Origin of the sequence: Bradyrhizobium sp. RP6 (assembly GCF_003837805.1) — a bacterium.
Classification (GTDB): domain Bacteria; phylum Pseudomonadota; class Alphaproteobacteria; order Rhizobiales; family Xanthobacteraceae; genus Bradyrhizobium.
Genome location: NZ_RQIT01000034.1, coordinates 1 through 25,146 on the forward strand (window position 1 = coordinate 1; position 25,146 = coordinate 25,146).

A 25,146-nucleotide genomic window follows, 5' to 3' on the forward strand; every position below is an offset into this window, starting at 1 on the left:
CGCCAATCCGCCTCAGCACAGCGCTACCTTTGCCTCGCCGCGACACCAGCGCATCTGCGAAGCTCGGTTGTCCCACCTGTCGATATGCCATCCCAATCCGCCTCCAACGACAGATCCTAGAGAATCGCAAAATTCCCCTTTGTGCAAAGCCCTCGCAAGCGAGAGAGGTGAACGACCCGCCGCAATCAATTCAACCTAGGGCAGTCCGGCTTATTGCGATGTCGCTCTCGCCCCCTGTGTCAGTCCGACACGAGCAAGCACACCGTCGATGACCGGCCAGAACAGCAGCACGATCGCCAGCGTCGTGATCGAACCGACCAGACCGTTCGACCAGAACACCTTCAAGGTCCCGCCGGAGCCGATCATCGACAGGCGAAAGGCATCCTCGGCGCGGTTGCCCAGCACGAGCGCGAGGGTGAACGGCGCCAAGGGAATGCCGATCTTCTTGAAGACGTAGCCGACTACGCCGAAGCCGAGCATCAGCCAGATGTCGAACATCGCGTTCTGGATCGCATAGGCGCCGATCGCGCAGGACACCACGATCATCGGCGCCACCGCGGCAAAGGGCACGCGCAGGATCGAGGCGAAGATCGGCACTGTCGTCAGCACAAGGACGAGACCGACGACGTTGCCGAGATACATCGAAGCGATCAGGCCCCAGACGAAGTCCTTGTGTTCGACGAACAGCAGCGGTCCCGGATTGAGCCCCCACACCATCAGGCCGCCGAGCAGGATCGCAGCAGTGCCCGAGCCGGGGATGCCGAGCGCAAGCATCGGCAGCAGGGCCGAGGTGCCGGAGGCGTGCGCTGCCGTCTCCGGCGCGAACACGCCCTCGATGCGGCCCTTGCCGAAGCTTTCGGGCTCCTTGGCGAAGCGCTTGGCGAGGTTGTAGCCCATGAACGAGGCCGCGATCGCGCCTCCGGGGGTGATGCCGAGCCAGCAGCCGATGAAGGAGGAGCGCAGCAGCGTCACCCAGTATTTCGGCAGGTCCTTCCAGACGCCGAGCACGACGCGCAGCGAAATGCCCGCCGCATGCCCCCGCAGCGCCAGCCGCTCCTCCATCGTCAGCAGGATCTCGCTGATGCCGAACAGGCCGATGACGGCGACCAGGAAGTTGATGCCGCGAAGCAACTCGGGCGAGCCGAAGGTCATGCGGAGATTGCCGGACACGGTATCCATGCCGATGCCGGCGAGCAGCAGCCCCAGCGACATCGAGATGACGGTCTTGTGCTTGGCCTCGCGCCCGAGGCCGACGAAAGAGCAAAAGGTCAACAGATAGACTGCGAAAAACTCCGGCGGGCCGAACTTCAGCGCAAAGGACGAGATCATCGGCGCAAGGAACGTGATCAGCAGCACCGCGACCAGCGAGCCGATGAAGGAGGAGGTGAACGCCGCAGTCAGCGCCTCCGCCGCCCTGCCCTGCTGCGCCATCGGATAGCCGTCGAATGTGGTCGCGACCGACCAGGCTTCGCCCGGGATGTTGAACAGGATCGAGGTGATCGCGCCGCCGAACAGCGCGCCCCAATAGATGCAGGACAGCATCACGATCGCCGAGGTCGGGTCCATCGTGAAGGTGAGCGGCAACAGGATCGCGACGCCATTGGGGCCGCCGAGCCCAGGCAGCACGCCGACGAAGATGCCGAGCACCAGCCCGACCATCATCAACACGAGCGTCTTCCATGTCAGCAGGACGGCAAAGCCGTGGAGCAGGAGCCCGAGAGCTTCCATCGCGCGCGCCCGCCTAGCGGCCGAGGGCCGCTTCGAGCGGCCCTTTCGGCATGATGACGTCGAAGGCGATATCGAAGGTGACGAACATGATCGCCGTGAACACAAGAGCGGTGAGCAGCGACTTCCACAGCGCGATCTTGCCGACGAGCCGCATGAAGCCCGCGATCAGGAGGAAGCTCGCGACATAGAGGCCGAGGAACTGCGTCGCCAGGCAGAATAGCAAGGTCGGCACGAACACCGCCAGCACGCGCCGGCCCTGCGCACGCGTGACGAAGGACTCGCGCGCGGCGCGGTGCGAGACCAGCGCCGCGACCAGGCCGTAGAGGCTGCCGCCGCCGAGGATGATGGAGAGATAGAACGGGAAGTAACCGGGCTCTGGCCCGGTCGCATCCCAGGACGCGCCGGTGCGCCAATTGTCGTAGCCGAGCGTGACGGCGAGCGCGAGCAGGAGGAGGCAGACCACGATCTCGATCGTGCTGGAGGAGACGACGGAGGGGGAGTCGTCCTCGGGAGCGGTCGGATCCTCGACGATGATTTCAATATCGGTTTGGGACATGGGCTCTGTAAGGGACGCAGTGCGTCAATTCTCCCTCTTGCCGCTTGCGGGGCCGCGACGAGCGACACTCGCGCTGGGAGGGCTGGGGTGAGTCGAAGTCTCCGCAGGGAGGTGAAAGTCAGACTCGCGGAGAGAGCCCCTCACCCCAACCCTCTCCCCGTAAGAACGCGAAGAGGGAGAAAAGAGCGCTACTTCGCGACGAAACCGGCTTCCGTCATCAGCGACTTGTTCAGCGCATCGTCCTCCTCGAGGAACTGCAGCATGTCCTTGCCGGTGAGGAAGATCGGCTTCAGCGCCTGCTTCTCCATGTATTCCCTGTATTCCGCGGTCTGTGTCACCTTATGGAACAGATCGACATAGAACGCCTGCTGCTCCGGCGTGACCTTGCCGGGCAGGAACATCGCGCGCAGCATCAGATACTGAACGTCGACGCCCTCCTCCTTGCAGGTCGGAATGTCGGCCCAGGACTGGGTGTCCGTCACCTTGCTGGTGTAGGAGATGCGCTCCTTGTCGAACACGCAGAGCGGGCGTACCTGGCCAGCGCGCCAGACTTCGAGATTTTCAGATGGATTGTTGACGTTTGCTTCGGTGTGGTTGCCGACCAGCTGGGTCGCGGCCTCGCCGCCGGACTTGTAGGGCAGATAGGAGAATTTCGCGCCGGTCTTCTGCTCCAGGAACACGGTCAGCACGTGATCCTCGCGCTTGGAGCCGGTGCCGCCCATCTTGAACGGCGCGCTCGCGGCCTTCGCGGCTGCAACGAACTCCTTCACCGTCTTGGGACCCGCACTGTTGTCCCAGAGAACGAACTGATCGAGCGCAACCACGGAAACCGGGGTCAGCTCACGCCAGTTGAAGGGGATCTTGGCCGATAGCGGCAGCATGTAGATGAGCGAATAGGCGATCAGCACCTTGTTCGGGTCGCCCTCGCTGGATTTCATGTACATCAGCGCTTCCGCGCCCGAAGCACCGCCCTTGAGCGAGACGACCATCGGCTGCTTCATCAGATTGTTCTTCTGGATCGCGGCCTGCATCATCCGCGCCATCTGGTCGGAGGCGCCGCCCGCGCCCGCCGCAACCACAATCTCGACGGGCTTCGTCGGTTCCCAGCCGGCGACGGCCGGCGTGCTCAACAACAGCGCCACCGCGGCGCCGACGGTTTTCACTGGAATTCGCACGAGTTTCGCCCCCTGATGTTTTTTTGGCTTTATAGTGCGGAGAATTCTATCCCTGCATTGTGCGGACTAATATTGACGAGTTCAAGCAGACTGGCAATTCAACGCATATGACTTTCGACTGACGAAGCCGAAAGCTCATGACGCTTCTACCTGCCCTTCCAGATGGGCGTCCGCTTGTTGAGGAAGGCGTCCATGCCTTCGCGGAAATCTTCGCTCATATAGGCCTTCAGGATCAGGTCCTCGCCCTCCTCGCGCGATAGCGTGCGACGGATGCGGCGCACCGCTTCCTTGGTCGCTTCCAGTGTGAGCGGCGCGTGGCTGGCAACGAGCTTTGCGGTCTCGTCGGCGCGACGTTGCAGCGTCTCCACGTCGGGCACGACCTCGTTGAGCAGGCCGAGCGCCAGCGCTTCCTGCGCCTCGACGAGGCGCGCCTTGAAGATCATGTCCTTGGTGCGAGCGGGGCCGACCAGCGCGACGACGCGGCTGATGTTGGACATCGACAGGCAGTTGCCGAGCGTGCGCGCGATTGGAAAACCCATCCGCGTCGTCTCGGTGCCGATGCGCAGGTCGCAGCAGGCCGCGATGCCGGCGCCGCCTCCGGTGCAGGCTCCGGCAATGGCCGCAATCACCGGAACGCGGCACTGCTCGAGCGTGCCGAGCACGCGGTCGATCCGCGCTTCGTAGTCGAGCGCATCCTGCGCGGTCTTGAAGGCGCGAAATTGCGAAATGTCGGTGCCGGAGGCGAACGCCTTGTCGCCGGAGCCGGTCAGGATCAGCGCCTTGATCGAACGATCGGCGTTGATCTCCTGGCAGATCTCCGCCATGCGGTCATACATGGCGAAGGTCATCGCGTTGCGCGCCTGCGGGCGGTTGAAGGTGATCCGCGCGATGCCGTCCGTGACGGAGTAGAGCAGGTCTTCATTGGCGGTCGTCGGTGCGTTCATCGCGCAATCTCTTTCTTCAAGTTAGATGGATCAAGCCACCTGGGCCTTGGCCATCGGCACCGCGTCGCGTCCCTTCAGGACGTCCATAGCCGCCAACACGCCGCCGCTCCGGTGCGGGATCTTTGCAAGATCCAGGCCCATCTCGACGCCGGCAAGCGTGCCCATCAGCATCAGATCGTTGAAATGGCCGATATGACCGATGCGGAAGACCTTGCCCTTGACCTTGTTCAGGCCGGTGCCGAGCGACATGTCGAAGTTCTCCAGCACGACCTTGCGGAAGGCGTCGGCGTCGTGACCTTCCGGCACGCGCACACCGGTCAGCGCCGGCGAATGCGCGGCGGGATCGGCGCACTGTGTTTCCAGGCCCCAGACCTTGACCGCAGTGCGCGTCGCCGCGCTGTGGCGCTTGTGGCGGGACCAGACGTTCTCCAGCCCCTCCTCTTCCAGCATCCTGACCGCTTCGCGCAGGCCATAGAGCAGGTTGGTCGCGGGCGTGTAGGGGAAGGTTCCGAGCTTGTTGAAGTTGATGACCTCCTGCCAGTCCCAATAGGAGCGCATGCCGGGATTGGCCTTGGCCGCGGCAAGCGCCTTCTCGGAGACGGCGTTGAAGCCGAGGCCGGGCGGCAGCATCAGCCCCTTCTGCGAGCCCGCGACCGAGACGTCGATGCCCCAGGCATCGTGCTCATATTCCATCGAGCCGAGGCCGGAGATGGTGTCGACCATCAGCAGCGCCGGATGGTTCGTGCGGTCGAGCAGCTTGCGCACGTCCAGCGGTGGCGTCACGCAGCCGGTCGAGGTCTCGTTGTGGACGACGCAGACCGCCTTGATCGTGTGCTGCTTGTCGGCGGCAAGGCGCTTCTCGATCTCGGCGAGATCGGCGCCATGGCGCCAGTCGCTCGGAATGAAGTCGACGTCGAGCTTGAACTTGTCGGCGATGCCGCGCCACAGCACGGCGAACTGGCCGGTCTCGCACATCAGGACCTTGTCGCCTGGCGCGAACACATTGACCATCGCCGCTTCCCAGGCGCCGGTGCCGGACGAGGGGAAGATGATCACGGGCTGCTTGGTGCGGAACACGCGCTGCATCGCAGCGAGAACGGCGAAACCGAGCTCGGCGAACTCCGGACCGCGATGGTCCAGCGTCGGCATGTCCATCGCCCGCAGCACCCGGTCGGGCACGTTGGTCGGTCCTGGAATCTGTAGGAAATGCCTTCCAGTATGCACGGTCATCGGCGTCCTTCCCGGTCTAGCCTTGGTTTTGGTGGGCGCCGAATAGCACCATTTGACCGGCTTGTCCTCTCCTCCAAAACGGGCCGTCCGCACAAAACGGCCGGCCCGCCCCCTCCACCGCCGCGCGTCGCGACCACCTTACGTGCCGACGATTTTCAGATGCGGCGAGGCATTGCCCTGCGGGCGCTGCTCCAGGAGCTTCATCGCGACGTCGACACCGCCGGAGCGATGCGGCACGCCAGCGACCGACAGGCCCATCTCGACGCCGGTGAGCGCGCCGAGCAGCGTCAGCGCGTTGCATTCGCCGAGGTGACCGATGCGAAAGACCTTGCCGGCGACCTTCGACAGGCCCGAGCCGAGCGACATGTTGTAATTGTCGAGCACCACTTTCCGGAACTGATCGGCGTCATGCCCCGGCGGCATTAGCACCGCGGTGAGCACCGGCGAGAACTCTGAGGGCTCCTGGCAGAGCACTTCGAGACCCCAATGGTTGACGGCGGCCCGCGTCGCGGCTGCCAAGCGCTGATGCCGCGCAAAAACATTGTCGAGTCCCTCCTCGAGCAGCATCGTGATCGCCTCGCGCAGGCCGTAGAGGAGGTTGGTCGCGGGCGTATAGGGGAAGAAGCCCTTGTCATTGGGCTTGAGCATCTCCTCCCAATCGAAATAGGAGCGCGGCATCTTGTTGGTCCTGGACGCGGTGAGCGCCTTCCGCGAGATCGCATTGAAGCCGAGGCCGGGCGGCAGCATGAAACCCTTCTGCGAGCAGCTGACGCTGACATCGACCTTCCACTCGTCGTGACGATAGTCGACCGAGCCGAGCGAGGAGATGGTGTCGACCATCAGCAGCGCGGGGTGGCCTGTGCGGTCGATCGCAGCGCGGATCTCGGAGATGCGGCTGGTCGCGCCGGTCGAGGTCTCGTTGTGCACGACCATCACGGCCTTGATCGCCGACGCGGTATCCTCAGCTAGCTTGGCCTCGATCACCGCGGGATCGGCGCCGCGGCGCCAGTCGCCTGGGACGAAATCGACCTCGACGCCGAAGCGCCCCGCCATCTGGCGCCACATGGTGGCGAAATGGCCAGTCTCGACCATCAGCACCTTGTCGCCTGGCGACAGCGTATTGACGATCGCAGCTTCCCAGGCGCCGGTTCCCGACGAAGGGAAGATCACCACCGGCCCCGTGGTCTGAAAGATCTTCTGGCTGCCTTCGAGGACGGTCCGACCGAGTTCGCCGAATTCGGCGCTGCGGTGATCAATGACAGGCATATCCATCGCGCGCAGGACGCGCTCGGGGACCGGGCTCGGGCCCGGAATCTGAAGGAAATGGCGCCCCTGATGCATGAAAACCTCCCTGTCGGCGGGTTATGGCCGGCTCCGCCGGCCATTTTGCATTCATTTTTTGTCCATTCAATCGAAATCTGGTATTCGATTGTGAACGTCGACGCAACCAAACGGGCAAACTACTGTACTCCAAATGAAATCCACGATTCCCGACACCGGGGTCCCGATCACCCCGCCAACCGGCAACGGCGGCGTCCGCCAGGAGAACCGTCACGAGGCCTCGCTCCATGGCGAGACCCTGCTGCGGCTGCGCGACTACGTGGTTGAAGGCAACATTCCCGAGGGCGGGCGCGTTCCCGAGCGGCAGCTCTGCGAGATGCTCGGCATCTCCCGCACGCCCCTACGTGAGGCGTTGAAGGTGCTCGCCGCCGAGGGGCTGATCGAGCTGTTGCCCAACCGCGGCGCGCGGGTGCGCCAGCTCAGCCAGCGCGACCTCGAAGAGCTGTTCGACATGATGGCAGGGCTGGAGAGTCTCGCCGGACGCCTCGCCTGCGAGGCCATTACGGATGCGGAAATCACCGCGATCGAGCAGCTGCATTACGAGATGTACGGCCATTATCTGCATCGCGACATGCACTGCTATTTCCAGACCAACCAGCGCATCCATGAGAGCATCGTCGCGGCCGCGCGCAACGAGACGCTGAAGACCGCCTACGCCAACTTTGCCGGCCGCATTCGCCGCGTCCGCTACTCCGCCAATTTCGCCCGCAAACGGCAGCGCTGGGCGGAAGCGATGCGCGAGCATGAGGCCATCCTCGATGCGCTGCGCCGCCGCGCCGCAAGCGAGCTCAGCGACATCCTATTCCAGCACCTGCGCAACAAGCGGACGGCGGCGATCGAGCACCTGACCGAGCCCCGAGAGGACGCGCCGGCCTCGCCCTGAGGGCGTCCGGCTTGCTCATTTTGCATTCACAATATAATCGGTCAGGAACCATAATGAATAACTCAGCAAGGCTGAGCCTTACTGGGTCAGTCCGGGATCAGGGATGACGAACGCCTCCTCGCTCGAACGGCGCCTGCGGTCGGAATTGACCGGTGACGTCCTGTTCGACCCCTTCAGCCGCGGCCGCTACGCCACCGACGCCTCGTTCTATCAGATCATGCCGACAGGCGTGGTCGTCCCCAAGACCATGGACGAGGCCTTGCGGGCACTGGCGATCGCCCGTGACGAGGGGCTGAAGGTCACCCCCCGCGGCGGCGGCACCTCGCAATGCGGCCAGACCGTCAACGACGGGCTGGTGGTCGATCTCTCCAAGCATCTGAACCGGATCCTGTCGCTCGACATCGAAGCCCGCACCTGCGTGGTCGAGCCCGGCATCGTGCTCGACGACCTCAACCGCCAGCTCAAAAAGCACGGCCTGTGGTTTCCGGTCGACGTCTCCACGGCCTCCCGCGCCACCATCGGCGGCATGGCCGGCAACAATTCCTGCGGCGGCCGCTCGCTTCGCTACGGCACGATGCGCGACAACACGCTGTCGATGGAGGCCGCCCTCGCCGATGGCACGCTGAGCCGTTTTGGCGAGGTCGCGCGCGATCTCTCCGACCTCGAGGCCGGCGACAGCACCCGCGCCCTGTTCCGCGACATGCTCGACCTTGGCACTCGCGAGGCCGAGGAGATCGCCGCACGTTTTCCCAAGGTGCAACGCCGCGTCGGCGGCTACAATCTCGACGCCTTGGTGCCGCGCAACGCACCGAACAACATGGCGCATCTCTTGGTCGGCTCGGAAGGGACCCTCGCCTTCACCACCAAGGTCGAGCTGAAGCTCTGGCCCGTGATCCGCAACAAGGCGCTCGGCGTCTGTCATTTCGGCAGCTTCTACGAGGCGATGGATGCGGCCCAGCATTTGGTGAAACTCAAGCCGATCGCGGTCGAACTGGTCGACCGCACCATGATCGCGCTCGGCCGCGACATCGCGATGTTCCGGCCCATTATCTCGGCCGCCATCAAGGGCGATCCGGATGCCGTGCTGGTGGTCGAATTCGCGGAGGAGGACCAGTCGGACAATCTGGCGCGGCTCAAGCAGCTCGCCGAACTGATGGGGGACCTCGGCTTCGGCTGGAACAACGACAAACGCAAATGGGGCGGCGTGGTGGAGATCACCGAGCCTGCGCTGCAGAGCGGCATCGCCGATTTCCGCGCCGCCGGTCTCAACGTCATGATGTCGATGAAGCAGGAGGGCAAGCCGGTCTCCTTCGTCGAAGACTGCGCCGTGCCGCTGCCGCATCTGGCCGACTACACCGCGCGGCTCAATGAGGTGTTTGCGAAGCACGGCACCAGCGGCACGATGTATGCGCACGCCTCCGAGGGCTGCCTGCACGTGCGCCCCGTGCTGAACCTGAAGCTGGAGAAGGACGTCAAGGCGATGCGTGCCATCGCCGAAGAGGCTTTCGCGCTGGTGCGCGAATACAAGGGCTCGCATTCCGGCGAGCACGGCGACGGCCTGGTGCGCTCGGAATTTCACGAGACCATGTTCGGCGAGCGTCTCGTCTCCGATTTCAGGCAAGTGAAGCAGCGCTTCGATCCCGGCGGCGTGCTCAATCCCGGCAAGATCGTCGATGCGCCCAGGATGGACGACCGCTCGCTATTCCGCTTCAAGCCCGACTATCGCGTCGCCGAGCTGAAAACAAAACTCGACTGGTCGGCCTATCCCGGCGCGGGCGGCGGTTTCCAGGGCGCGGTCGAGATGTGCAACAACAACGGCGCCTGCCGGAAGCTCGAGGGCGGCGTGATGTGTCCGTCCTACCGCGCCACGCGCAACGAGAAGGACGTCACGCGAGGGCGTGCGAACACTTTGCGCCTCGCGATCTCCGGCCAGCTCGGCGCCAATGCGCTCGCCTCCGACGAGATGATCGAAACGCTGAAACTCTGCGTCTCCTGCAAGGCCTGCCGCCACGAGTGCCCGACGGGCGTCGATATGGCCAAGATGAAGATCGAGGTGCTGGCCGCGCGCGCTGCCACGCACGGCCTGACGTTGCGGGATCGGCTTGTGGGCTACCTCCCGCGCTATGCCGGACTCGCCTCGCGTTTCGCGCCGCTGGCCAATTTGCGCAATCGCAGCCCGCTCTTGCGAAAGCTGTTCGAGCACTTTGCCGGCATCAGCGCGCGCCGCGCCCTGCCCGCCTTCCGCAGCGATGTGTTCGTGCCGCCCGCCGACAGCGTCGGGCCTGAGGGGGGCCGCGAGGTCGTGCTGTTCACTGATACTTTCAACCGCATCTATGAGCGCGAGAACCTCGACGCTGCGCTGCGCGTGCTCGCGGCCGGCGGCTATCGCGTGCACATGCCGAAGCCGGTGAGCGGGAGCCGCCCGCTGTGCTGCGGCCGCACCTTCCTGTCAGCCGGTCTCGTTGACGAAGCCAAAGCCGAGCTCGACCGGCTGGTGGCCGCCTTCGCTCCTTTCGCGGCGCGCGGCGTGCCGATCGTCGGCCTCGAGCCGAGCTGCCTCTTGACGCTGCGCGACGAGCTCGCTTCGTTGCGCAAGGACAACGACGCAAAGGCCGTCGGCGCCCACGCCCTCACCTTTGAGGAATTTCTGGTGCGCGAGGCCGAGGCCGGCCGGCTGCAACTGCCGCTCGGCACCGTCGCCGACAAGGCCATTGTGCATGGCCATTGCCATCAAAAGTCCTTCGGCGCCTTCAAGCCGGTCGAGCAGGTGCTGCGCCTCGTCCCAGGCCTGAAGGTCGAGACCATCGAGTCCAGTTGCTGCGGCATGGCCGGCGCCTTCGGCTACGGCGCGGACACCTATGACGCCTCGATCGAGATGGCCGAGCTGTCGCTGCTGCCCGCCGTGCGGCGCGCGGACCAGGATACGCTTGTCGTCGCCGACGGCACCTCGTGCCGGCACCAGATCCACGATGGTGCGCAACGCGAAGCTCTTCACGTCGCGCGCGTGCTGGCGATGAGCCTCGATCGCGCCGAAACCCATTCCTCCTCTCAAGCTGCAAAGGAACCCAGCCATGGCTGACCTCACGCTCGATACCGCCCGCAAGATCCTCGACGCCGCCTTCGCGAAAGCCGGCGAGCTCAAGCTGAAGCCGCTGGTCGTCACCATCCTGGACGCGCGCGGCGTGCTCAAGCTCGCAGCCGCGCAGGACGGCACCAGCCTGATGCGCGCCGAGATCGCGCACGGCAAGGCCTATGGCGCGCTCGCCATGGGCATGGGTTCGCGGGCCCTGTTCCAGCGTGCGCAGGAGCAGGCGTATTTCATCGACGCCGTGAACACGATTGCAAAAGGCGCGCTGGTACCGGTCCCCGGCGGCGTGCTGATCATGGACGGCACGACGCTGCTCGGCGCGGTGGGCGTGTCGGGCGATACGTCGGACAATGACGAGGCCTGTGCGGTCGCGGGTATTCAGGCCGCGGGGCTAAAGGCGAACGCGGGCTGAGATCGTCATTCCGGGGCGCGCCCACTTGGCGCGAGCCCGGAATCCATTTCTCCATTTCGCGTGCTGCACGATGGATTCCGGGTTCGCGCTACGCGCCCCGGAATGACGGCGGGGGATGCGGCTACATTCTCGTTGAAATCGGACTGAGCTGGTAAACCCTGCTCTCGTGTCCCGGACGCAGCGCAGCGCCTTAGCGGTGGGCTGCAGAGCCGGGGCCCATGTCGCTACATGTCCCCGTGCCGCCCTGGGTCCCGGCTCTGCGCAGCAACGCTGACGCGTTGCGGCGCGTCCGAGACACGAGAGCGGTGCCCTCCCCTACCTCCCGGTCCAAACCGGCTTGCGCTTCTCGCTGAACGCCTTCAACCCCTCCTTGGCGTCTTCGGTCATCGCCAGCAGCGCGATCTGGCTTTCGGTATAGGCGATGCTCTCGTCGAACGACATCGAGGCGATCGCGCGCATGGCGTACTTGCCGCGACGGATCGCGGTCGGGGATTTGTCCACGATGCGCCCGATCAGCCAGTCGACCTTGGCATCTAACTCGGCGGTGGGCACGACGTAGTTGAGGAGGCCCGCGGCCTGCGCGGCCTTGGCGTCGAACGGCTCGCCCGTCAGCGCCCATTCATTGACGAGACGAGGCGGCGCGATGCGCTGGAGCAGACTCAGCACCTGCATCGGGAATACGCCGACCTTCACCTCCGGCAGGCCGAAGACGACGTGGTCGGCGGCAACCGCCATGTCGGTCATGCACAAAAGCCCCATGCCGCCGGCCATGCAGACGCCACCGACCCGCGCAATCGCCGGCTTGGTCGCGTTCTGTGACAGGCGCAGCAGGTCGGCATAGTCGACGTTCGGCTTGGAATGATCCATCGCGAACGCCGCGCCGGAGTTCTGCAGGTCCGCGCCCGCGCAGAACGCCTTGTCGCCCGCGCCCGTCAGCACGATGACGCGGACGTCCTTGTCGTCATGCGCATCGCGATAGCCTTTGCTGATGCCGGCGATGACGTCGCCGTTCAGCGCGTTGCGCTTCTCCGGCCGGTTGATGGTGATCCAGAACGCCTGCCCGCGCTTTTCGGTGATGACAGCTGTGGTGTCGGTCATGGCACGCTCGCTTCCTTAGCTTCCGTTTGCCGCCATTTGCGGCAGCTCGGGCGAGAGGTGCAAGCGCAAACTGTCACGCGGCGCCGCTTTAGCGCCTCGACGCAAATTGCGCGGCGATCGCCGGGCGCGCTCAGGCGTCCGCTTTCCTGATCCAGACCTTGTTGTCGTGGAATGCAGCGCCGCCGATCGGGGCGATGGTGTCCGCACCCGTCAGCATGTTGATGCCGCGGCCGCCGACATGGTTCTTGTTCGGGTGAACGGACTCCGCAATCAGCACACCGCGCCGCACGCCCTCGAACAGCGTCGCGGCCAGCGTGGTCTCGCCGCGGCTGTTGCCGAGCGTCACCGCATCGCCGTCGGCAATGTCGAGCGCGGCCGCATCCAGGGGATGGATCATCACGCTCGCTTTGCCTTCGCGCGCCTGAGAGGACGGCGTCTCGTTGAAGGTGGTGTTGAGGAAGCTGCGCGAGGGACTGGTGGCGAGCCGGAATGGATGGGCCTGGTCGGTGTGCTCGATCACGGCCCAATGGTCCGGCAGATCAGGCATCTTGTCGAAATCGCCCATGGTCTGGCCGAACGGCGGATGCGCCCAGTCCGCCTTGAAATGGAATTTCCCGTCGGCATGGGCGAAGCCGTCGAGATAATGCGAGGTACGGAAATCCGGTTGCAGGTCGCGCCAGATGTCGGCTTCGAGGCCGGCAATGTCGCCGTGGTTGCTGAGCTTCAGCGTCGCGTCGATCAGTTCGCGGGGCGTCATCTCGAAGCCCGGATGCCTGGCACCGAGCCGCGGCGCCAGCGCCTGCAACACCTCGTGGTTGGAGCGGCATTCACCGGGCGGGTCGATCAGCTTCGGCCCGACCGAGATGTGCTGGTGACCGCCGCCGTAGTAGAGATCGTCGTGCTCCATGAACATGGTCGCCGGCAGCACGATGTCGGCCATTTGCGCCGTCTCGGTCATGAACTGCTCGTGCACCGCCACGAACAGATCCTCGCGCGCAAAGCCCTGCCGAACCAGCGCCTGCTCCGGCGCCACCGTCATCGGGTTGGTGTTCTGGATCAGCATCGCCTTGACCGGGCCCTTGCCCTGCAGGGCTTCGGCATCGCCGCTGAGGATGCGGCCGATCTGCGACTGGTCGAGCGCGCGCGTCGACTTGTCGATGGCCTCGTGGGCTTCGATGATGGATTCGTTGAAATGCCACAGCGCGTAATTGTTGAAGAAGGCGCCGCCGCCTTCATACTGCCAGGCGCCCGTCACCGCGGGAATGCAGAGCGCCGCATGCATCTGCGTCGCGCCATTGCGGGAGCGTGTGAAGCCGTAACCGAGACGCAGGAAGGTCCGCTTGGTTTCGCCGACGGCCTTGGCGAACGCCTCGATCTCCGCCACCGGCACACCGCAGATCGCGGAAGCCCATTCCGGCGTGCGCGTCTTCAGATGCGCCTCGAGCTCGGCCGGGCAATCGGTATACTTGTCCATATAGGCGCGGTCGGAATAGCCGTCGCGGAACAGGACATGCATGACGCCGCAGGCGAAGGCGCCGTCGGTGCCGGGGCGCAGGATGATCTTGATGTCAGCCTGCTTCATCGTCTCGTTGTCGTAGATGTCGACCGCGGCGATCTTCGCGCCGCGCTCCTTGCGGGCACGGGAGGCGTGCGTCATCACGTTGACCTGGGTGTTGACGGGGTTGGTGCCCCAGATCACGACGAGATCGGACAGCGCCATCTCGCGCGGATCGACGCCGGCGATCTTGCCTGTGCCGATCGCGAAACCGATGCGCGCGACGTTGGCGCAGATGGTCTGATAGAAGCGAGAATATTTCTTCACATGGGTGAGACGGTTGAGGCCGTCGCGCATCACCAGCCCCATGGTGCCGGCGTAGTAATAGGGCCAGATCGATTCCGCGCCAAACGCGCGCTCGGCCTGGTTGAAGCGCACCGCGATCTCGTCCAGCGCCTCGTCCCACGAGATCCGCGCGAATTGCCCGGAGCCCTTCGCCCCCGTTCGGCGCAGCGGATACGTCAGCCGTTCGGGGTGATGGATGCGCTCGGCGTAGCGGGCAACCTTGGCGCAGACGACGCCGGCCGTGTAGGTCTGCTTTTTCGAACCGCGGACGCGGCCGATGCTGCGGCCCTCGACGACCTCGACGTCGAGGGCGCAGGCCGAGGGGCAATCATGCGGACAGGTCGAATGGCGGATTTCGATCTTGGCGTGCTGGTTCATGTCCTCGTTCGTAACACCAAAATACCTGCCAGCCGAGGGCATTTATCCGGCAAGGGCCATGCGATTTGCTCAAAGCGCACGCGCCGCGGGTTCCTGCTGCAACCGCGAAGACGGCTCGGTCAGGGAAAGAAGCGGCGGTTGAGCGCCGGCCGATTTCCGACAGACGCGCACCGCCAGCTATAGGCCAGATGCGAATGTCTTCCCTATCTGTGCAGCTGGGTAAGCCCGGTCGGCGGCCCGTCGACCGCGGTCCAGCCGCCATCGACGAACAGCGTGCTGCCGCTGACATAGCTTGCGGCATCCGAGGCGAGATAGGCCACGGCGGTGGCGACCTCGTCGGCGCTGCTCCAGCGGTTGAATACGGTGTGGCCGGCGTAGAGATTGTAGATGTCGGGGCGCTGCTTGAACGGGCCGGTCAGCGCCGTCTCGGCGATGCTCGGCGCGATCGCGTTGACGCGCACGCCTGCGTGGCCGACTTCGGAGGCAAAGCCCTTCACGAGCAGGCCGATCGCCGCCTTGGTCGAGCCGTAGACGCCGAGGCCCGGCTCGATGGTGACCGCGCGCACCGAGGAACAGGCGATGATGCTGCCGCCCTTCTGCGCGACCATGATGCGGCCGAAGGCCTGGAAGAAGAAGACCGTGCCCTTGACGTTGAGGTTGAGGACGCGGTCGAGATCCTCCTCGGTGTAGTCGAGGATGGTCTTGCGGATGTTGAGCCCGGGTGTCGTCACCGCGATGTCAAGCCGCGGAAACTTCTGCATCACGGTCTTCGCCAGCGCGTTGACGTCCGCAGCGCTCGCGGCGTCGCAGCTCGCTGCTTCCGCCCAGCCGCCCTTGTCACGAATGCCGGCGGCGGTCGCCTCCGCCGCATCTAACGCGCGATCGGCGCAGACGACGCGGGCGCCGAGATCCGCAAGCGCCTCGGCCGACGACTTGCCGATGCCGGATGCGGCGCCGAGAACGACTGCGGTCTTGCCGGTGAGATCGAAGAGCTTGCGATAGTCCGTCACTGATAGTGTCTCCCAGGTACTGCTATCCCTTGTAGCCCATCAAGAGGCGCGGCAGCCACAGCGAGAATGCAGGGACGTAGGTCACGAACATCAGTGCTGCGATGAGCGCAGCATAGAACGGCAGGATGGTGCGCATCACGGCACCGACCGAGATGCCGCCGATGGCGCACCCCACGAACTGCGTGGTTCCGACCGGCGGCGTGTTGAGCCCGAGGGCGCAGTTGATCAGCATCAGCATGCCGAACTGCACCGGATCCATGCCCGCCTTCATCGCGATCGGCAGGAAGATCGGGGTGCAGATCAGGATGGTCGCCGCCATGTCCATGAACGTGCCGAGCACGAACAGAATGATGTTGATGAGCAGGAAGATCATCCAGGGCTGCGTCGACACCTTGCTCATCATCGCGCCGGCGAGATCCGCCACCTCGTAAAGCCCCATCAGGTACTGGAACATGGTGGAGACGCCGATCAGCAGCAGCACCACGCCCGTCGTCTTCACCGCCTTGGCAGCCGCCCGCAGGAAGTTGCCCCAGGTCATGGTGCGGTAGATGAAGAAGGTCAGCAGGATCGTGTAGGTGACTGCGACGGCCGCCGATTCAGTTGCCGTGAAGACGCCGGAGAGGATACCCGCCAGGATGATGCCGACGATCAGAAGACCCGGCAGCGCAGCCGCGAGCGAGCGGAACACCTCGGCCCAGCCCGGGAACTTGCCGGCCGGATAGCCGCGCTTCACCGCGACCGCGTAGGCGGCGACCAGCATGCACACCATCAACACCAGCGCCGGCAGGAGGCCGGCGGCGATCAGCGCGCCGATCGAGACCTTGCCGCCGGCAGCCAGCGCATAGATGATCATGTTATGGCTGGTCGGCATCAAGGCTCCGACCAGCGAAGCATGGGTGGTGACGTTGACGGCGTAGTCGGTGTCGAACCCTTCCTTCTTCATCATCGGGATCATCACCGCGCCCATCGCCGACACGTCGGCCACGGGCGAGCCCGAGACGCCGCCGAACAGCGTGCAGGCGACCACGTTCGACATGCCGAGCCCGCCGCGGATGTGCCCGACGAGGTTCTTGGCGAGCTGCACGATCTTGTCGGCGACGCCGCCGTGCAGCATCAGCTCACCGCTGAAGACGAAGAACGGAATGGCGAGGAAGGAGAAGATGTTCATCCCCGACATCATCTGCTGGAAGATGACGGCGACCGGCAGGCCTTCGTAGAGGATGGTGCAGATCGCCGACAGACCGATCGCGAAGGCGACCGGTACGCCGAGGATCAGAAAGCCGAAGAAGGTGGCGCCGAGGATGATCAGTTCCATGAGGGGACGACCTCTTCGCCGCGCAGGAGAGCGATAATGTGCTCGATCGAGAAGCAGATGATCAGGACGCCGGAAGCGATCAGCGGCACGTAGCGGATGACTTCAGGCAGACCGAGATTGGGGATCTTCACGGTGCCGACCGACGCGCCCAAGATCCAGCCGTTATAGGCCATCGCCAGGCCGAACACGGCCACCAGCACGTGGATCACGATCTCGATCTTCTCCCGCATGTGATCGGGAACCATGACCAGCAGGCTGTCCATGCCGATGTGGCCGGCATCGCGTACGCCAACCGCGGCGCCGATCAGCGTGACATAGAGGATCAGGACCAGCGCCAGGTTCTCCGTCCAGGTCGGACTGGAGTTGAGCACGTAACGTCCGAACACCTGGTAGAAGACGATCGTGACGATCACGAGCAGGCCGGTCACCGACAGATACATCCCCGTGCGCGCGACAGGAGCATTGATCCGCGACAGCAGGCCGGTGGAAGGGCGTGCCGCCACGGCCCCCAGTTCGTGGCTTGCGACGTGTGGGTCTGTCATGCCGCGCCTCCTCGCGAGGGTCCGGTGTCACCTCGCAGCGACGCCGGACGAGTTCCCCGTCGTGGTTTACTTCGTGTCCTGGATACGCTTGACGAGGCTCTGGAGCTTCTCGTCGCCGGCGAACTTCTGGTACACCGGCTTCATCGCATCGACGAATTCCGCCTTGTTCGCGATCGTGACGACCTGAACGCCGGCGGCCTCGACGGTCTTGCGGGATGCCTGCTCACGCTCGTCCCAGAGCTTGCGCATGACGGGCACCGATTCCCTGGCCGCCTTGCGGATCATGGCCTGATCGTCCTTGCTCAGCGTGTCCCAGACCTTCTTCGAGATCACGAGAACTTCCGGAGCGAGGGAGTGCTCGGTAATGTTGTAGAACTTGGCGGCCTCGAAGTGCCGCGAGGATTCGTAGGACGGCCAGTTGTTCTCGGCGGCGTCGACAAGACCGGTCTTGAGCGCGGTATAGACCTCGCCATACGGCATCGGCGTCGGGTTGGCACCGAGGCTCTGGATCATGCCGACCCACAGGTCGGACTGCTGGACGCGAATCTTCAAACCCTTCAGATCCGCGAGCGATTTGACCGGCGCCTTCACGGTGTAAATGGACCGGGCGCCGCTGTCGTAATAGGCAAGACCCACCAGGCCAGCGGGCTCCATCGCCGCCAGGATCTCGTCGCCGATCGGCCCGTCGAGGACGGTGCGCATGTGCTGCGTATCCCTGAAGACGAAGGGCAGGCACAACGCGATGGTCTCAGGCACGAAGTTGTTGAGCGGCGATGCGTTGATCCGCATCATGTCGAGCGCGCCGATCTTGAGCTGCTCGATCGTGTCCTTCTCGGAGCCCAGGGCGCCATTCGGAAACACCTTCACGCCGAGCTTGCCGCCGCTCGCCGTCGCGAGCTGCTTGCCCATGAACTTGACGGCCTCGACGGTCGGATAGTCGGCGGGATGAATGTCGGCGGAACGGAAGTCGCGCGCGGCCGCCAGGGGCGCTGAAACCGCCAGTGCAATGGCTGTGATGATGCCGGTGAGTGTCCTCATCTGGGCTTTCCTCCTTGATTGATTATGTCGTTATCGGGGCAGATGCTCAGGCCGCCTTGGGTCGCTCCCCTTCTGGTGTGAAGTCAAGCGCCAATGTCGTCCCTAGGGCGGGCGGCATTCTCTGTCCAAGCCAAATCCGGCATCGATCAATGCAGGAGTTGCATCGATCTGGCGCAGTTCTTGGAGGCGACGGACCGGGTTGACGTCGCCGGCACGTGACTTGACCCAACCAATGGAGGCCCCTCAAGATACCGGAGATTCCGGACCATCTCGAGGAATGCCCATGCCGCGGAAGCTGATCGATATCTCGGTGCCGCTCTCAAACGACGTGACCGCCGATCCGCCGGGCAATCACCCGACGATCCAGTATATCGATCACCAGCAGGGGCTGCCGCGCATGCTGCAGTTCTTCGAGGGCCTCAAGGCGCAGGATCTGCCGGACGGCCAGGGCTGGGCCGTCGAGCAGGTCTCGCTCTCGACACACAACGGGACGCATCTCGATGCGCCCTGGCACTTCCATCCCACCATGAACCGTGGCGAGCCATCATGGACCATCGACGAGGTACCGCTCGACTGGTGCTTCCAGCCCGGCGTGAAACTCGACTTCCGGCATCTGCCCGACGGCTACGTGGCAAGTGCGGATGACGTCGAGAAGGAGCTCAAGCGCATCGGGCACACGCTGTCGCCGCTGGAGATCGTCGTCGTCAACACCAGCGCCGGCGCAAAATTCGGCAAGACCGAGTACGTCAATTCCGGCTGCGGCATGGGCTATGAAGCCACCATGTACCTGCTCGAACGCGGCGTGCGGCTGACCGGCACCGACGGCTGGAGCTGGGACGCGCCGTTCGTCTACACCGCGAAAAAATACGCCGAGACAAAAGATGCCGGCCTGATATGGGAGGGCCACAAGGCGGGACGGCACATCGGCTATTGCCATCTCGAGAAGCTGCACAATCTCGACCAGCTGCCGTCGACCGGATTCACGATCTCGTGCTTTCCAGTGAAGATCGAGCGCGCGTCCGCGGGCTGGACCCGCGCGGTCGCCATCATCGACAATTAGGTCAGGGGCGTCACTCGCCGTGAAGGCCGCTCTCGGCGAGTTCGCGCAGTGCGTCCGTATCCAGCACCACGATGGCGCCGTGCTCGAGGCGAACCCAGTGACGTCCGGCCCAGGCGCGCAATTGCTTGTTGATGCTCTCGCGCGTCATCCCCACCATCTCGCTGATTTCCTGCTGCGTGATGGCGAGCGTGCCGCTTCCGGAATCGAGCTTGCGCTCTTCGGTGAGACCGAGCAGCGCACTCGCGAGCCGGCCCGGCAGATTCTGGAGGATCACCTGCTCGACCTGCTGACTGGTCCATCGCAGACGCGCGCATAGCAGCTCGATGAATTTCATCGCCAGCGCCGGCTGGCTCCTGACGAAGGGCAGGAAGTCCCGGCGGTCGATGACGTAGAGCTCGCAATTGGTGTTGGCGGTCGCGTCCGCCGACCTGGGAGCCCCGTCGAGCACCGCGATCTCGCCGAAGATTTCGCCCGGACCGATCAGATTGAGGATGGCGTTCCGTCCGTCGGGCGACGAGGACGAGATCTTCACTGTCCCCGCGACCACCGCGAACAGGTTGTTGCCGGGATCGCCCTTGGCGGCGATCGTTGCGCCGCGCTTGACGGTGGTGTGCTTGGCGTAGCGGCAGAGCTGATCGAGCGCCTCCGGCTCCAGATCCGCGAAGATCGGGTGCTTGCGCAGAACCGATAATTTGCTGCCCGCCGACTGTCGGGGATCGCCGGTCTTGTCCTGAGGCACGCCGCGGGGCTCCTAAGACTACGAGGCACTGGGTTCCTGCGTAGTCAACGTTATCAGGCTTTTCAACCGGAAAGCACGCGCGCGATTTGAGGCAAATGCCACGTTAAGGCCGGGTACAGCCGAAAATTCACATCCAAAGGATGCGCGGATGTGTATCGATCCATGCAGAGTTGCAGGCAGCGCAAGCTGTGATTGCGTTGAGCTGCCGCCGAGGGCCAGCGGACCTGAGGCGTGTCAGCGCTTGGAATCGGGATCGAGCCGACCCGCGCTGGTTTGCCGGTCTGCCCAAGCCAGAACGACGGCGAATGCGACGAAGATCACGACGACGACAACGGTCACCAGCAACGCGTCAGCGGGCATCATGCTCCTCCCGGATTGTTTGTGCCATTATTTTGCGGCGCCGGGCCCGCGTCATTGATCGGGATCAAACGCCCCGAGGGCGTCGTGGACAGGAGGTCAGGCTGCAGCCATGGCCTCGACGCGAGCCGGATCGAGCAGGCTGATGCCACCCTGAATGATCTCGATCACGCCCTGACGCTCCAGTTTGGTGAAGGTGCGACTCACGGTTTCGATGGTCAGGCCGAGATAATCGGCGATGTCCTGACGGCTCATCGGAAGCGGCACCGTGTCGGAGAGCCCCTTGAGCGCGACCAGCCGCTCGCGCCAGCCGAGCAGAAAGGTCGCGACCTTCTCGTCGGCCGAACGTCGGCCGAGCAGGACCATATGGTCGCGAGCCTGGCTCAACTCGCGAATGGCCAGCTCATTGATTCGCCTGAGCAGCTGCGGCCGATCCTCGATGAAACGGGTGAAGGGCGCTTTTGCGAATTGGCACACGGTCACCGCGCCGATGGCATCGGCCGAGAAGTTGTGCCGGCCGGATAGATTCATCCCCAGAAAGTCACCGGGCAGGGCAAAACCGACGATCTGCCGCCGGCCGTCGGGCAGCAGCTTGTACAGCCGCATGACGCCTTCGAGAACGTTGTAGAACGAGGTCGTGATGTCCTCCTCGGAAAACACGGTCTCGCCCGAGCTAAAATGGACGCGGCGGCCGAGATGCTCGAATTCCCTGAGCTCGGCCGCATCCAGCGACGAACAAACCGCAGCTCCGCGGACGGCGCAATCGTCGCAAAAATGTCCGTTCGGCTCAATCGTGACCACGGAAGGCTTCATCCACCGCTCCTCGCGCCGGCTGTCCCCGACACCAGGCCGACTCCACCGCGCGGCTGCATTTTACTGCATCGCGCCACAGCCGATTGACTCAGATCAAATTTGAGTGGCATCCCAGTCTTATTCTGCCTCCACAGTTCGACGGGATCACCTTTCCATGCTGCAAAGCGCACTGCGTCACGGCCTGATAGGGCTGCTTCTGATTACGCCTGCGCTTGCGGCCCCGACCGCCGAACAACGCGGCAAGGCTTTTGCACGGGCCAATTGCGCACGCTGTCACGCCATCGACCGCGTCTCCAGAAGTCCGGTCGAGGCCGCGCCTCCGCTACGGACCCTGCATCGCCGCTATCCGATCGACAGCCTTGGTGAGGCGCTGGCCGAGGGGATCTACACCGGTCATGCCGACATGCCGGTCTTCGAGCTCAATCCGGACCAGATCCACGACCTCCTGTCCTACCTGAAAACGCTGGAATAGTCGGCCTCACACAGTCTGCACGGTCCATCCGATCAGTTCCTTGACGATGCGCGCGAAGGCCGCATCGAAGGCGGCGACGGCCGCAGCCGGCTCGACCTTGTCGAGCCTTTCGCTGGTCTCAATGAGGCGCGAGGCGATCACCTTGCCGTTCTTGTCGATGATCCGCGCCGACAGTCCGATCTCGACCCGAGTCTCACCCTCCGTGGCGATCCGGAAGCGCCGGATATCGATCAGAAGCTGGTAGTCCGCCTGCCCGAGGTCCGTCGTGCGCAGCGGGGCGTGAGCGATGTCGTAGTTCTCGAAGCTGTCGATCAGGCGCGCCTGCACCAATTTCGGAATGCTGTCAGCCCAGAGGAAATCCCCAAAGCCCGGCCTGTCCCCGGCGGGCGCAAACAGCATCCGCTGGGTCTGCAGCATTGCGACCGCTGTCGGTTCGGGAATCGCCAGTGAGGAGGACAGCGTCTTGCCGGCCGGCCCGAGGCTCCGCGGTGTGTGCAGGTCGTAGGTGACCTTCTGCGCGGGCGTGCCGCCGCCGGTCATCTTCTCGAGTCCCGCCAGAATGCCGTCGATCTTGCCGGTGTTGCGCGCGAGCCCGTCGGAGAAGGTCTTGAAATTCGCAATGGTGTCCTTCAGGGGACCGGAATTGTCCTGAAGCACCGTGTCGACCCGCCGCAGCGCGTCGCGCGCCGCCTGCGTCATGCTCTGGCCGGCGCCCGCCTCCGCAATCAAGGTCAAGGGCTCGCCGGATCTGGCGACGATCACGCCGCCCTCCAACGTCACCACGGGCACGCCGGTGAGGCCCTGGAATTCGAGGCCGACCTTGGTGTCGGAACGGACCGGCGTCGCAGTGGCAACCGAGATCGTCGCATTGACGAAGCGCGGATTGTCCGGCGCGAGCCCGAGCTGGGTCACCTCACCAACGCGAATGCCGTTGAACAGCACGCCGGCGCCGACCAGGAGGCCGGGCACCGGCCCCTGGAATTGCACGTGGTAGTTCGTGCGCGGCCCGATGCCGCCGGTGTTGTTCAGCCAATAGACGAAGCCGAACACCGCGAGGATCGCGGCCAGCACGAAACTGCCGATCAGCACGTAGGGAGCGCGGGTTTCCATCTCTCATCTCATCTCGTGTTGCAGCATCTGCGAGCGCTTGCCGTGGAAATAGGCGCGCACCCAGGGATGCTCGGATTGCAGCAATTGGCGCATCGGCCCGATCGCCACGATCTTGCCGTCGGCGAGCGCGGCGACGCGGTCGCAGACCGTGGTCAGGCTCGCGAGGTCATGGGTCACCATGAACACGGTCAGCTCCAGCGTCCTTTGTAGCGTCTTGATCAGCACGTCGAATTCGCCGGCGGCGATCGGATCGAGGCCCGACGTCGGCTCGTCCAGGAACAGGATCGGCGGATCGAGCGCGAGCGCACGCGCCAGCGCCACGCGCTTGGTCATGCCGCCGGACAGCTCCGCCGGATATTTGTCGGCGTCCTCGGCGCGCAGGCCGACCATTTCGAGCTTGGCGATCGCGATCTCGTCCATCAGCTCCTGCGACAGGACGAGATTCTCGCGGAGCGGAAACTGGACGTTCTGGCGCACCGTCAGCGAGGAGAACAGCGCGCCTTGCTGGAACAGGATGCCCCATGCCATCGCTGCGCCTCGACCGTCGCCGCCCGCGGATTGCCCCATGACCTCGATGGTCCCGCCACGGCGCGGGATGAGGCCGATGATGGTCCGCATCAGCACCGACTTGCCGCCGCCGGATGCCCCCACAAGCCCGAGGATCTCGCCCCGGCGAACGTCGAGCGACAGATGGTCGAGCACGGTCTGACGACCGAAGCCGACCACGAGGTCACGGACGCGAATCGCAAACTCGTCTTGCGGTCCGTCCATCGTCACATTCCGATCGAGGCAAAGAAGACGGCGAACAGGCCGTCGAGCACGATCACCAGGAAAATCGACTTCACGACCGATGTCGTGGTCTGCCGCCCCAGCGACTCCGCGCTGCCCTTGACGCGCAATCCCTCGCTGCAGGCCACGATCCCGATCACCAGCGCCATGAACGGCGCCTTCAGGATGCCCACCTGGAAGTGGGTGACCGAAATGGCCTCATGCAGCCGCGCGATGTAGATGGCCGGCCCCATGTCGCCATAGAACTGGGCAACGAGGCCGCCGCCATAGAGCGCGGCAATGGATCCGATGAAGGTGAGGATCGGCAGGGCGATGACCAGGGCTGCAACGCGCGGCAGGATCAGGACGTCGACCGGATCGAGCCCCATGGTTGAAAGCGCGTCGATCTCCTCGCGCATCTTCATCGAGCCGAGCTCGGCGGTGTAGGCGCTTCCCGACCGTCCCGCGACCATGATGGCGACGATCAGCACGCCGAGCTCGCGCAGCACCAGGATGCCGACCATGTCGACGGTATACGACTCCGCGCCGAATCTGCGGAAGTGGAAAAAGCCCTGCTGCGCGATGATGGCGCCGATCAGGAAGGTGATCAGCGCGACGATGGGGATCGCCTGCCACCCGATGCGGTAGAGCTGATAGACCAGTGACGTCAGCCGCAGCGAACGCGGCCGGCGCAGCACGCCGATCACGGCCATGAACAATGCGCCGAGCATCTGGAGAAAGATCGTGATGTCTTCCCGCGCCCCTACCGTGGACTTGCCGAGATCGCCCAGCCTCGCCAGAACCGGATTGGGCGCGGCCGCCGGGGCCGGCGTGTGGCGGTTGACCTGGCGCACCTCGTCCAACAGCCCGCTGAAATGATCGGCGACGCCGACGAACTCGGCCGATCGGCCGGATGATGTGGCCCTGCGCGACAACTTCTCCAGGACCCAGGCGCCGAGCGTGTCGAGCGCGCTGACGCCCGACATGTCCAGGGTGACGGCCCGCGACCGATCGACGTCGGCTACGACCGACCGGGACAAGGTTTCGAGCATCACCACATTGGCGGCAGTCCAGGGCCCTTCAGGGCGCAATTTCAGTTCGTCGCCGGACGGCGTCGCGAGCAACAGCGGTTCGTGGTTCACGCTTCCACCTCATCGGGACAATCGGTCCCCATTCAGCCGGCATTTCTAGGCCAGCATGTGGCGGCCGGTTTGACCTGTCTCAAGACCCGAACACGCCCCGCCTCTTG

23 protein-coding genes are annotated in these 25,146 nt (G+C 64.6%); 5 read left to right on the plus strand and 18 right to left on the minus strand.

The window, feature by feature from the left end; translation table 11 throughout:
- Positions 1 to 210: 210 nt before the first annotated feature.
- From EHH60_RS34545 to EHH60_RS34570, 6 genes are all read right to left on the minus strand, one after another.
- Positions 211 to 1,728, minus strand: a complete 1,518-nt coding sequence (locus tag EHH60_RS34545) for a tripartite tricarboxylate transporter permease (protein ID WP_124163677.1) — start codon at positions 1,726 to 1,728, stop codon at positions 211 to 213.
- A gap of 13 nt (positions 1,729 to 1,741) precedes the next feature.
- On the minus strand, positions 1,742 to 2,284 hold the full coding sequence (locus tag EHH60_RS34550; protein WP_124163678.1) for a tripartite tricarboxylate transporter TctB family protein: 543 nt from the start codon (positions 2,282 to 2,284) through the stop codon (positions 1,742 to 1,744).
- Between the two features lie 188 nt (positions 2,285 to 2,472).
- Positions 2,473 to 3,459: a Bug family tripartite tricarboxylate transporter substrate binding protein gene (locus EHH60_RS34555; RefSeq protein WP_124163679.1), complete on the minus strand. Its 987-nt coding sequence runs from the start codon at positions 3,457 to 3,459 to the stop codon at positions 2,473 to 2,475.
- A gap of 146 nt (positions 3,460 to 3,605) precedes the next feature.
- Positions 3,606 to 4,403, minus strand: a complete 798-nt coding sequence (locus EHH60_RS34560; RefSeq protein WP_124163680.1) for an enoyl-CoA hydratase/isomerase family protein — start codon at positions 4,401 to 4,403, stop codon at positions 3,606 to 3,608.
- A gap of 30 nt (positions 4,404 to 4,433) precedes the next feature.
- Entirely contained in the window at positions 4,434 to 5,633 is a 1,200-nt protein-coding gene (locus EHH60_RS34565; RefSeq protein WP_199752399.1) for a pyridoxal-phosphate-dependent aminotransferase family protein, read from the minus strand.
- A gap of 138 nt (positions 5,634 to 5,771) precedes the next feature.
- On the minus strand, positions 5,772 to 6,974 hold the full coding sequence (locus tag EHH60_RS34570) for a pyridoxal-phosphate-dependent aminotransferase family protein (RefSeq protein WP_124163682.1): 1,203 nt from the start codon (positions 6,972 to 6,974) through the stop codon (positions 5,772 to 5,774).
- 133 nt (positions 6,975 to 7,107) lie between these two features.
- Here EHH60_RS34570 and EHH60_RS34575 point away from each other — a divergent pair, with 133 nt between their 5' ends.
- The 3 genes from EHH60_RS34575 to EHH60_RS34585 all read left to right on the plus strand — a co-directional run bounded on the left by EHH60_RS34575 (position 7,108) and on the right by EHH60_RS34585 (position 11,357).
- Positions 7,108 to 7,857 (plus strand): GntR family transcriptional regulator, encoded by a 750-nt coding sequence (locus EHH60_RS34575; RefSeq protein WP_124163683.1) that lies wholly within the window; start codon positions 7,108 to 7,110, stop codon positions 7,855 to 7,857.
- Positions 7,858 to 7,960: 103 nt separating this feature from the next.
- Positions 7,961 to 10,936, plus strand: a complete 2,976-nt coding sequence (locus tag EHH60_RS34580) for an FAD-binding and (Fe-S)-binding domain-containing protein (RefSeq protein WP_124163684.1) — start codon at positions 7,961 to 7,963, stop codon at positions 10,934 to 10,936.
- On the plus strand, positions 10,929 to 11,357 hold the full coding sequence (locus EHH60_RS34585) for a GlcG/HbpS family heme-binding protein (RefSeq protein WP_036007469.1): 429 nt from the start codon (positions 10,929 to 10,931) through the stop codon (positions 11,355 to 11,357). Before EHH60_RS34580 ends, EHH60_RS34585 begins: the two co-directional genes overlap by 8 nt.
- A gap of 315 nt (positions 11,358 to 11,672) precedes the next feature.
- Here the strand turns inward: EHH60_RS34585 and EHH60_RS34590 are convergent, their stop codons facing one another.
- From EHH60_RS34590 to EHH60_RS34615, 6 genes are all read right to left on the minus strand, one after another.
- A complete protein-coding gene (locus tag EHH60_RS34590) occupies positions 11,673 to 12,455 on the minus strand; it encodes an enoyl-CoA hydratase/isomerase family protein (protein WP_124163685.1) in 783 nt (260 codons plus the stop codon).
- 130 nt (positions 12,456 to 12,585) lie between these two features.
- Complete coding sequence (locus tag EHH60_RS34595) at positions 12,586 to 14,673, minus strand: molybdopterin-dependent oxidoreductase (RefSeq protein ID WP_124163686.1); 2,088 nt, start codon at positions 14,671 to 14,673, stop codon at positions 12,586 to 12,588.
- A 203-nt stretch (positions 14,674 to 14,876) separates the two neighbouring features.
- The gene (locus EHH60_RS34600; RefSeq protein ID WP_124163687.1) at positions 14,877 to 15,683 is read right to left on the minus strand and encodes an SDR family NAD(P)-dependent oxidoreductase; all 807 of its coding nucleotides are present in this window, start codon (positions 15,681 to 15,683) and stop codon (positions 14,877 to 14,879) included.
- Between the two features lie 22 nt (positions 15,684 to 15,705).
- Positions 15,706 to 16,998 carry a TRAP transporter large permease gene (locus EHH60_RS34605; protein ID WP_100232777.1) on the minus strand — a complete coding sequence of 431 codons (1,293 nt, stop codon included), beginning with the start codon at positions 16,996 to 16,998 and terminating at the stop codon, positions 15,706 to 15,708.
- On the minus strand, positions 16,989 to 17,540 hold the full coding sequence (locus EHH60_RS34610) for a TRAP transporter small permease (protein ID WP_124163688.1): 552 nt from the start codon (positions 17,538 to 17,540) through the stop codon (positions 16,989 to 16,991). Before EHH60_RS34610 ends, EHH60_RS34605 begins: the two co-directional genes overlap by 10 nt.
- Before the next feature lie 66 nt (positions 17,541 to 17,606).
- Positions 17,607 to 18,578 (minus strand): TRAP transporter substrate-binding protein, encoded by a 972-nt coding sequence (locus EHH60_RS34615; RefSeq protein WP_124163689.1) that lies wholly within the window; start codon positions 18,576 to 18,578, stop codon positions 17,607 to 17,609.
- 283 nt (positions 18,579 to 18,861) lie between these two features.
- On the opposite strand from EHH60_RS34615, the gene EHH60_RS34620 reads away from it, so the two are divergent.
- Complete coding sequence (locus tag EHH60_RS34620; protein ID WP_124163690.1) at positions 18,862 to 19,638, plus strand: cyclase family protein; 777 nt, start codon at positions 18,862 to 18,864, stop codon at positions 19,636 to 19,638.
- 10 nt (positions 19,639 to 19,648) lie between these two features.
- On the opposite strand, the gene EHH60_RS34625 is transcribed toward EHH60_RS34620, so the two are convergent.
- The 3 genes from EHH60_RS34625 to EHH60_RS34630 form a co-directional block, all read right to left on the minus strand.
- Positions 19,649 to 20,377: a Crp/Fnr family transcriptional regulator gene (locus tag EHH60_RS34625; RefSeq protein WP_124163691.1), complete on the minus strand. Its 729-nt coding sequence runs from the start codon at positions 20,375 to 20,377 to the stop codon at positions 19,649 to 19,651.
- Positions 20,378 to 20,611: 234 nt separating this feature from the next.
- On the minus strand, positions 20,612 to 20,740 hold the full coding sequence (locus EHH60_RS38615; RefSeq protein ID WP_283811879.1) for a hypothetical protein: 129 nt from the start codon (positions 20,738 to 20,740) through the stop codon (positions 20,612 to 20,614).
- Positions 20,741 to 20,833: 93 nt separating this feature from the next.
- Complete coding sequence (locus tag EHH60_RS34630; RefSeq protein WP_124163692.1) at positions 20,834 to 21,547, minus strand: helix-turn-helix domain-containing protein; 714 nt, start codon at positions 21,545 to 21,547, stop codon at positions 20,834 to 20,836.
- 154 nt (positions 21,548 to 21,701) lie between these two features.
- On the opposite strand from EHH60_RS34630, the gene EHH60_RS34635 reads away from it, so the two are divergent.
- Entirely contained in the window at positions 21,702 to 22,019 is a 318-nt protein-coding gene (locus EHH60_RS34635) for a c-type cytochrome (protein WP_124163693.1), read from the plus strand.
- Between the two features lie 6 nt (positions 22,020 to 22,025).
- On the opposite strand, the gene EHH60_RS34640 is transcribed toward EHH60_RS34635, so the two are convergent.
- The 3 genes from EHH60_RS34640 to EHH60_RS34650 are packed head-to-tail and all read right to left on the minus strand — an operon-like array spanning position 22,026 to position 25,039.
- Complete coding sequence (locus tag EHH60_RS34640) at positions 22,026 to 23,129, minus strand: ABC-type transport auxiliary lipoprotein family protein (protein ID WP_124163694.1); 1,104 nt, start codon at positions 23,127 to 23,129, stop codon at positions 22,026 to 22,028.
- A 3-nt stretch (positions 23,130 to 23,132) separates the two neighbouring features.
- Entirely contained in the window at positions 23,133 to 23,900 is a 768-nt protein-coding gene (locus EHH60_RS34645; RefSeq protein WP_199752408.1) for an ABC transporter ATP-binding protein, read from the minus strand.
- Between the two features lie 2 nt (positions 23,901 to 23,902).
- A complete protein-coding gene (locus EHH60_RS34650) occupies positions 23,903 to 25,039 on the minus strand; it encodes an ABC transporter permease (RefSeq protein WP_124163696.1) in 1,137 nt (378 codons plus the stop codon).
- Positions 25,040 to 25,146: the final 107 nt, after the last annotated feature.

Excerpts from the sequence above, each read along its gene's own strand:
- EHH60_RS34580 (WP_124163684.1), top strand. The coding sequence starts at position 7,961 with ATGACGAACGCCTCCTCGCTCGAACGGCGCCTGCGGTCGGAATTGACC.
- EHH60_RS34605 (WP_100232777.1), bottom strand. The coding sequence starts at position 16,998 with ATGGAACTGATCATCCTCGGCGCCACCTTCTTCGGCTTTCTGATCCTC.
- EHH60_RS34595 (WP_124163686.1), bottom strand. The coding sequence starts at position 14,673 with ATGAACCAGCACGCCAAGATCGAAATCCGCCATTCGACCTGTCCGCAT.
- EHH60_RS34575 (WP_124163683.1), top strand. The coding sequence starts at position 7,108 with ATGAAATCCACGATTCCCGACACCGGGGTCCCGATCACCCCGCCAACC.
- EHH60_RS34570 (WP_124163682.1), bottom strand. The coding sequence starts at position 6,974 with ATGCATCAGGGGCGCCATTTCCTTCAGATTCCGGGCCCGAGCCCGGTC.
- EHH60_RS34610 (WP_124163688.1), bottom strand. The coding sequence starts at position 17,540 with ATGACAGACCCACACGTCGCAAGCCACGAACTGGGGGCCGTGGCGGCA.
- EHH60_RS34615 (WP_124163689.1), bottom strand. The coding sequence starts at position 18,578 with ATGAGGACACTCACCGGCATCATCACAGCCATTGCACTGGCGGTTTCA.
- EHH60_RS34620 (WP_124163690.1), top strand. The coding sequence starts at position 18,862 with ATGCCGCGGAAGCTGATCGATATCTCGGTGCCGCTCTCAAACGACGTG.
- EHH60_RS34590 (WP_124163685.1), bottom strand. The coding sequence starts at position 12,455 with ATGACCGACACCACAGCTGTCATCACCGAAAAGCGCGGGCAGGCGTTC.
- EHH60_RS34585 (WP_036007469.1), top strand. The coding sequence starts at position 10,929 with ATGGCTGACCTCACGCTCGATACCGCCCGCAAGATCCTCGACGCCGCC.
- EHH60_RS34640 (WP_124163694.1), bottom strand. The coding sequence starts at position 23,129 with ATGGAAACCCGCGCTCCCTACGTGCTGATCGGCAGTTTCGTGCTGGCC.
- EHH60_RS34545 (WP_124163677.1), bottom strand. The coding sequence starts at position 1,728 with ATGGAAGCTCTCGGGCTCCTGCTCCACGGCTTTGCCGTCCTGCTGACA.
- EHH60_RS34560 (WP_124163680.1), bottom strand. The coding sequence starts at position 4,403 with ATGAACGCACCGACGACCGCCAATGAAGACCTGCTCTACTCCGTCACG.
- EHH60_RS34565 (WP_199752399.1), bottom strand. The coding sequence starts at position 5,633 with ATGACCGTGCATACTGGAAGGCATTTCCTACAGATTCCAGGACCGACC.
- EHH60_RS38615 (WP_283811879.1), bottom strand. The coding sequence starts at position 20,740 with ATGATGCCCGCTGACGCGTTGCTGGTGACCGTTGTCGTCGTCGTGATC.
- EHH60_RS34645 (WP_199752408.1), bottom strand. The coding sequence starts at position 23,900 with ATGGACGGACCGCAAGACGAGTTTGCGATTCGCGTCCGTGACCTCGTG.
- EHH60_RS34550 (WP_124163678.1), bottom strand. The coding sequence starts at position 2,284 with ATGTCCCAAACCGATATTGAAATCATCGTCGAGGATCCGACCGCTCCC.
- EHH60_RS34630 (WP_124163692.1), bottom strand. The coding sequence starts at position 21,547 with ATGAAGCCTTCCGTGGTCACGATTGAGCCGAACGGACATTTTTGCGAC.
- EHH60_RS34635 (WP_124163693.1), top strand. The coding sequence starts at position 21,702 with ATGCTGCAAAGCGCACTGCGTCACGGCCTGATAGGGCTGCTTCTGATT.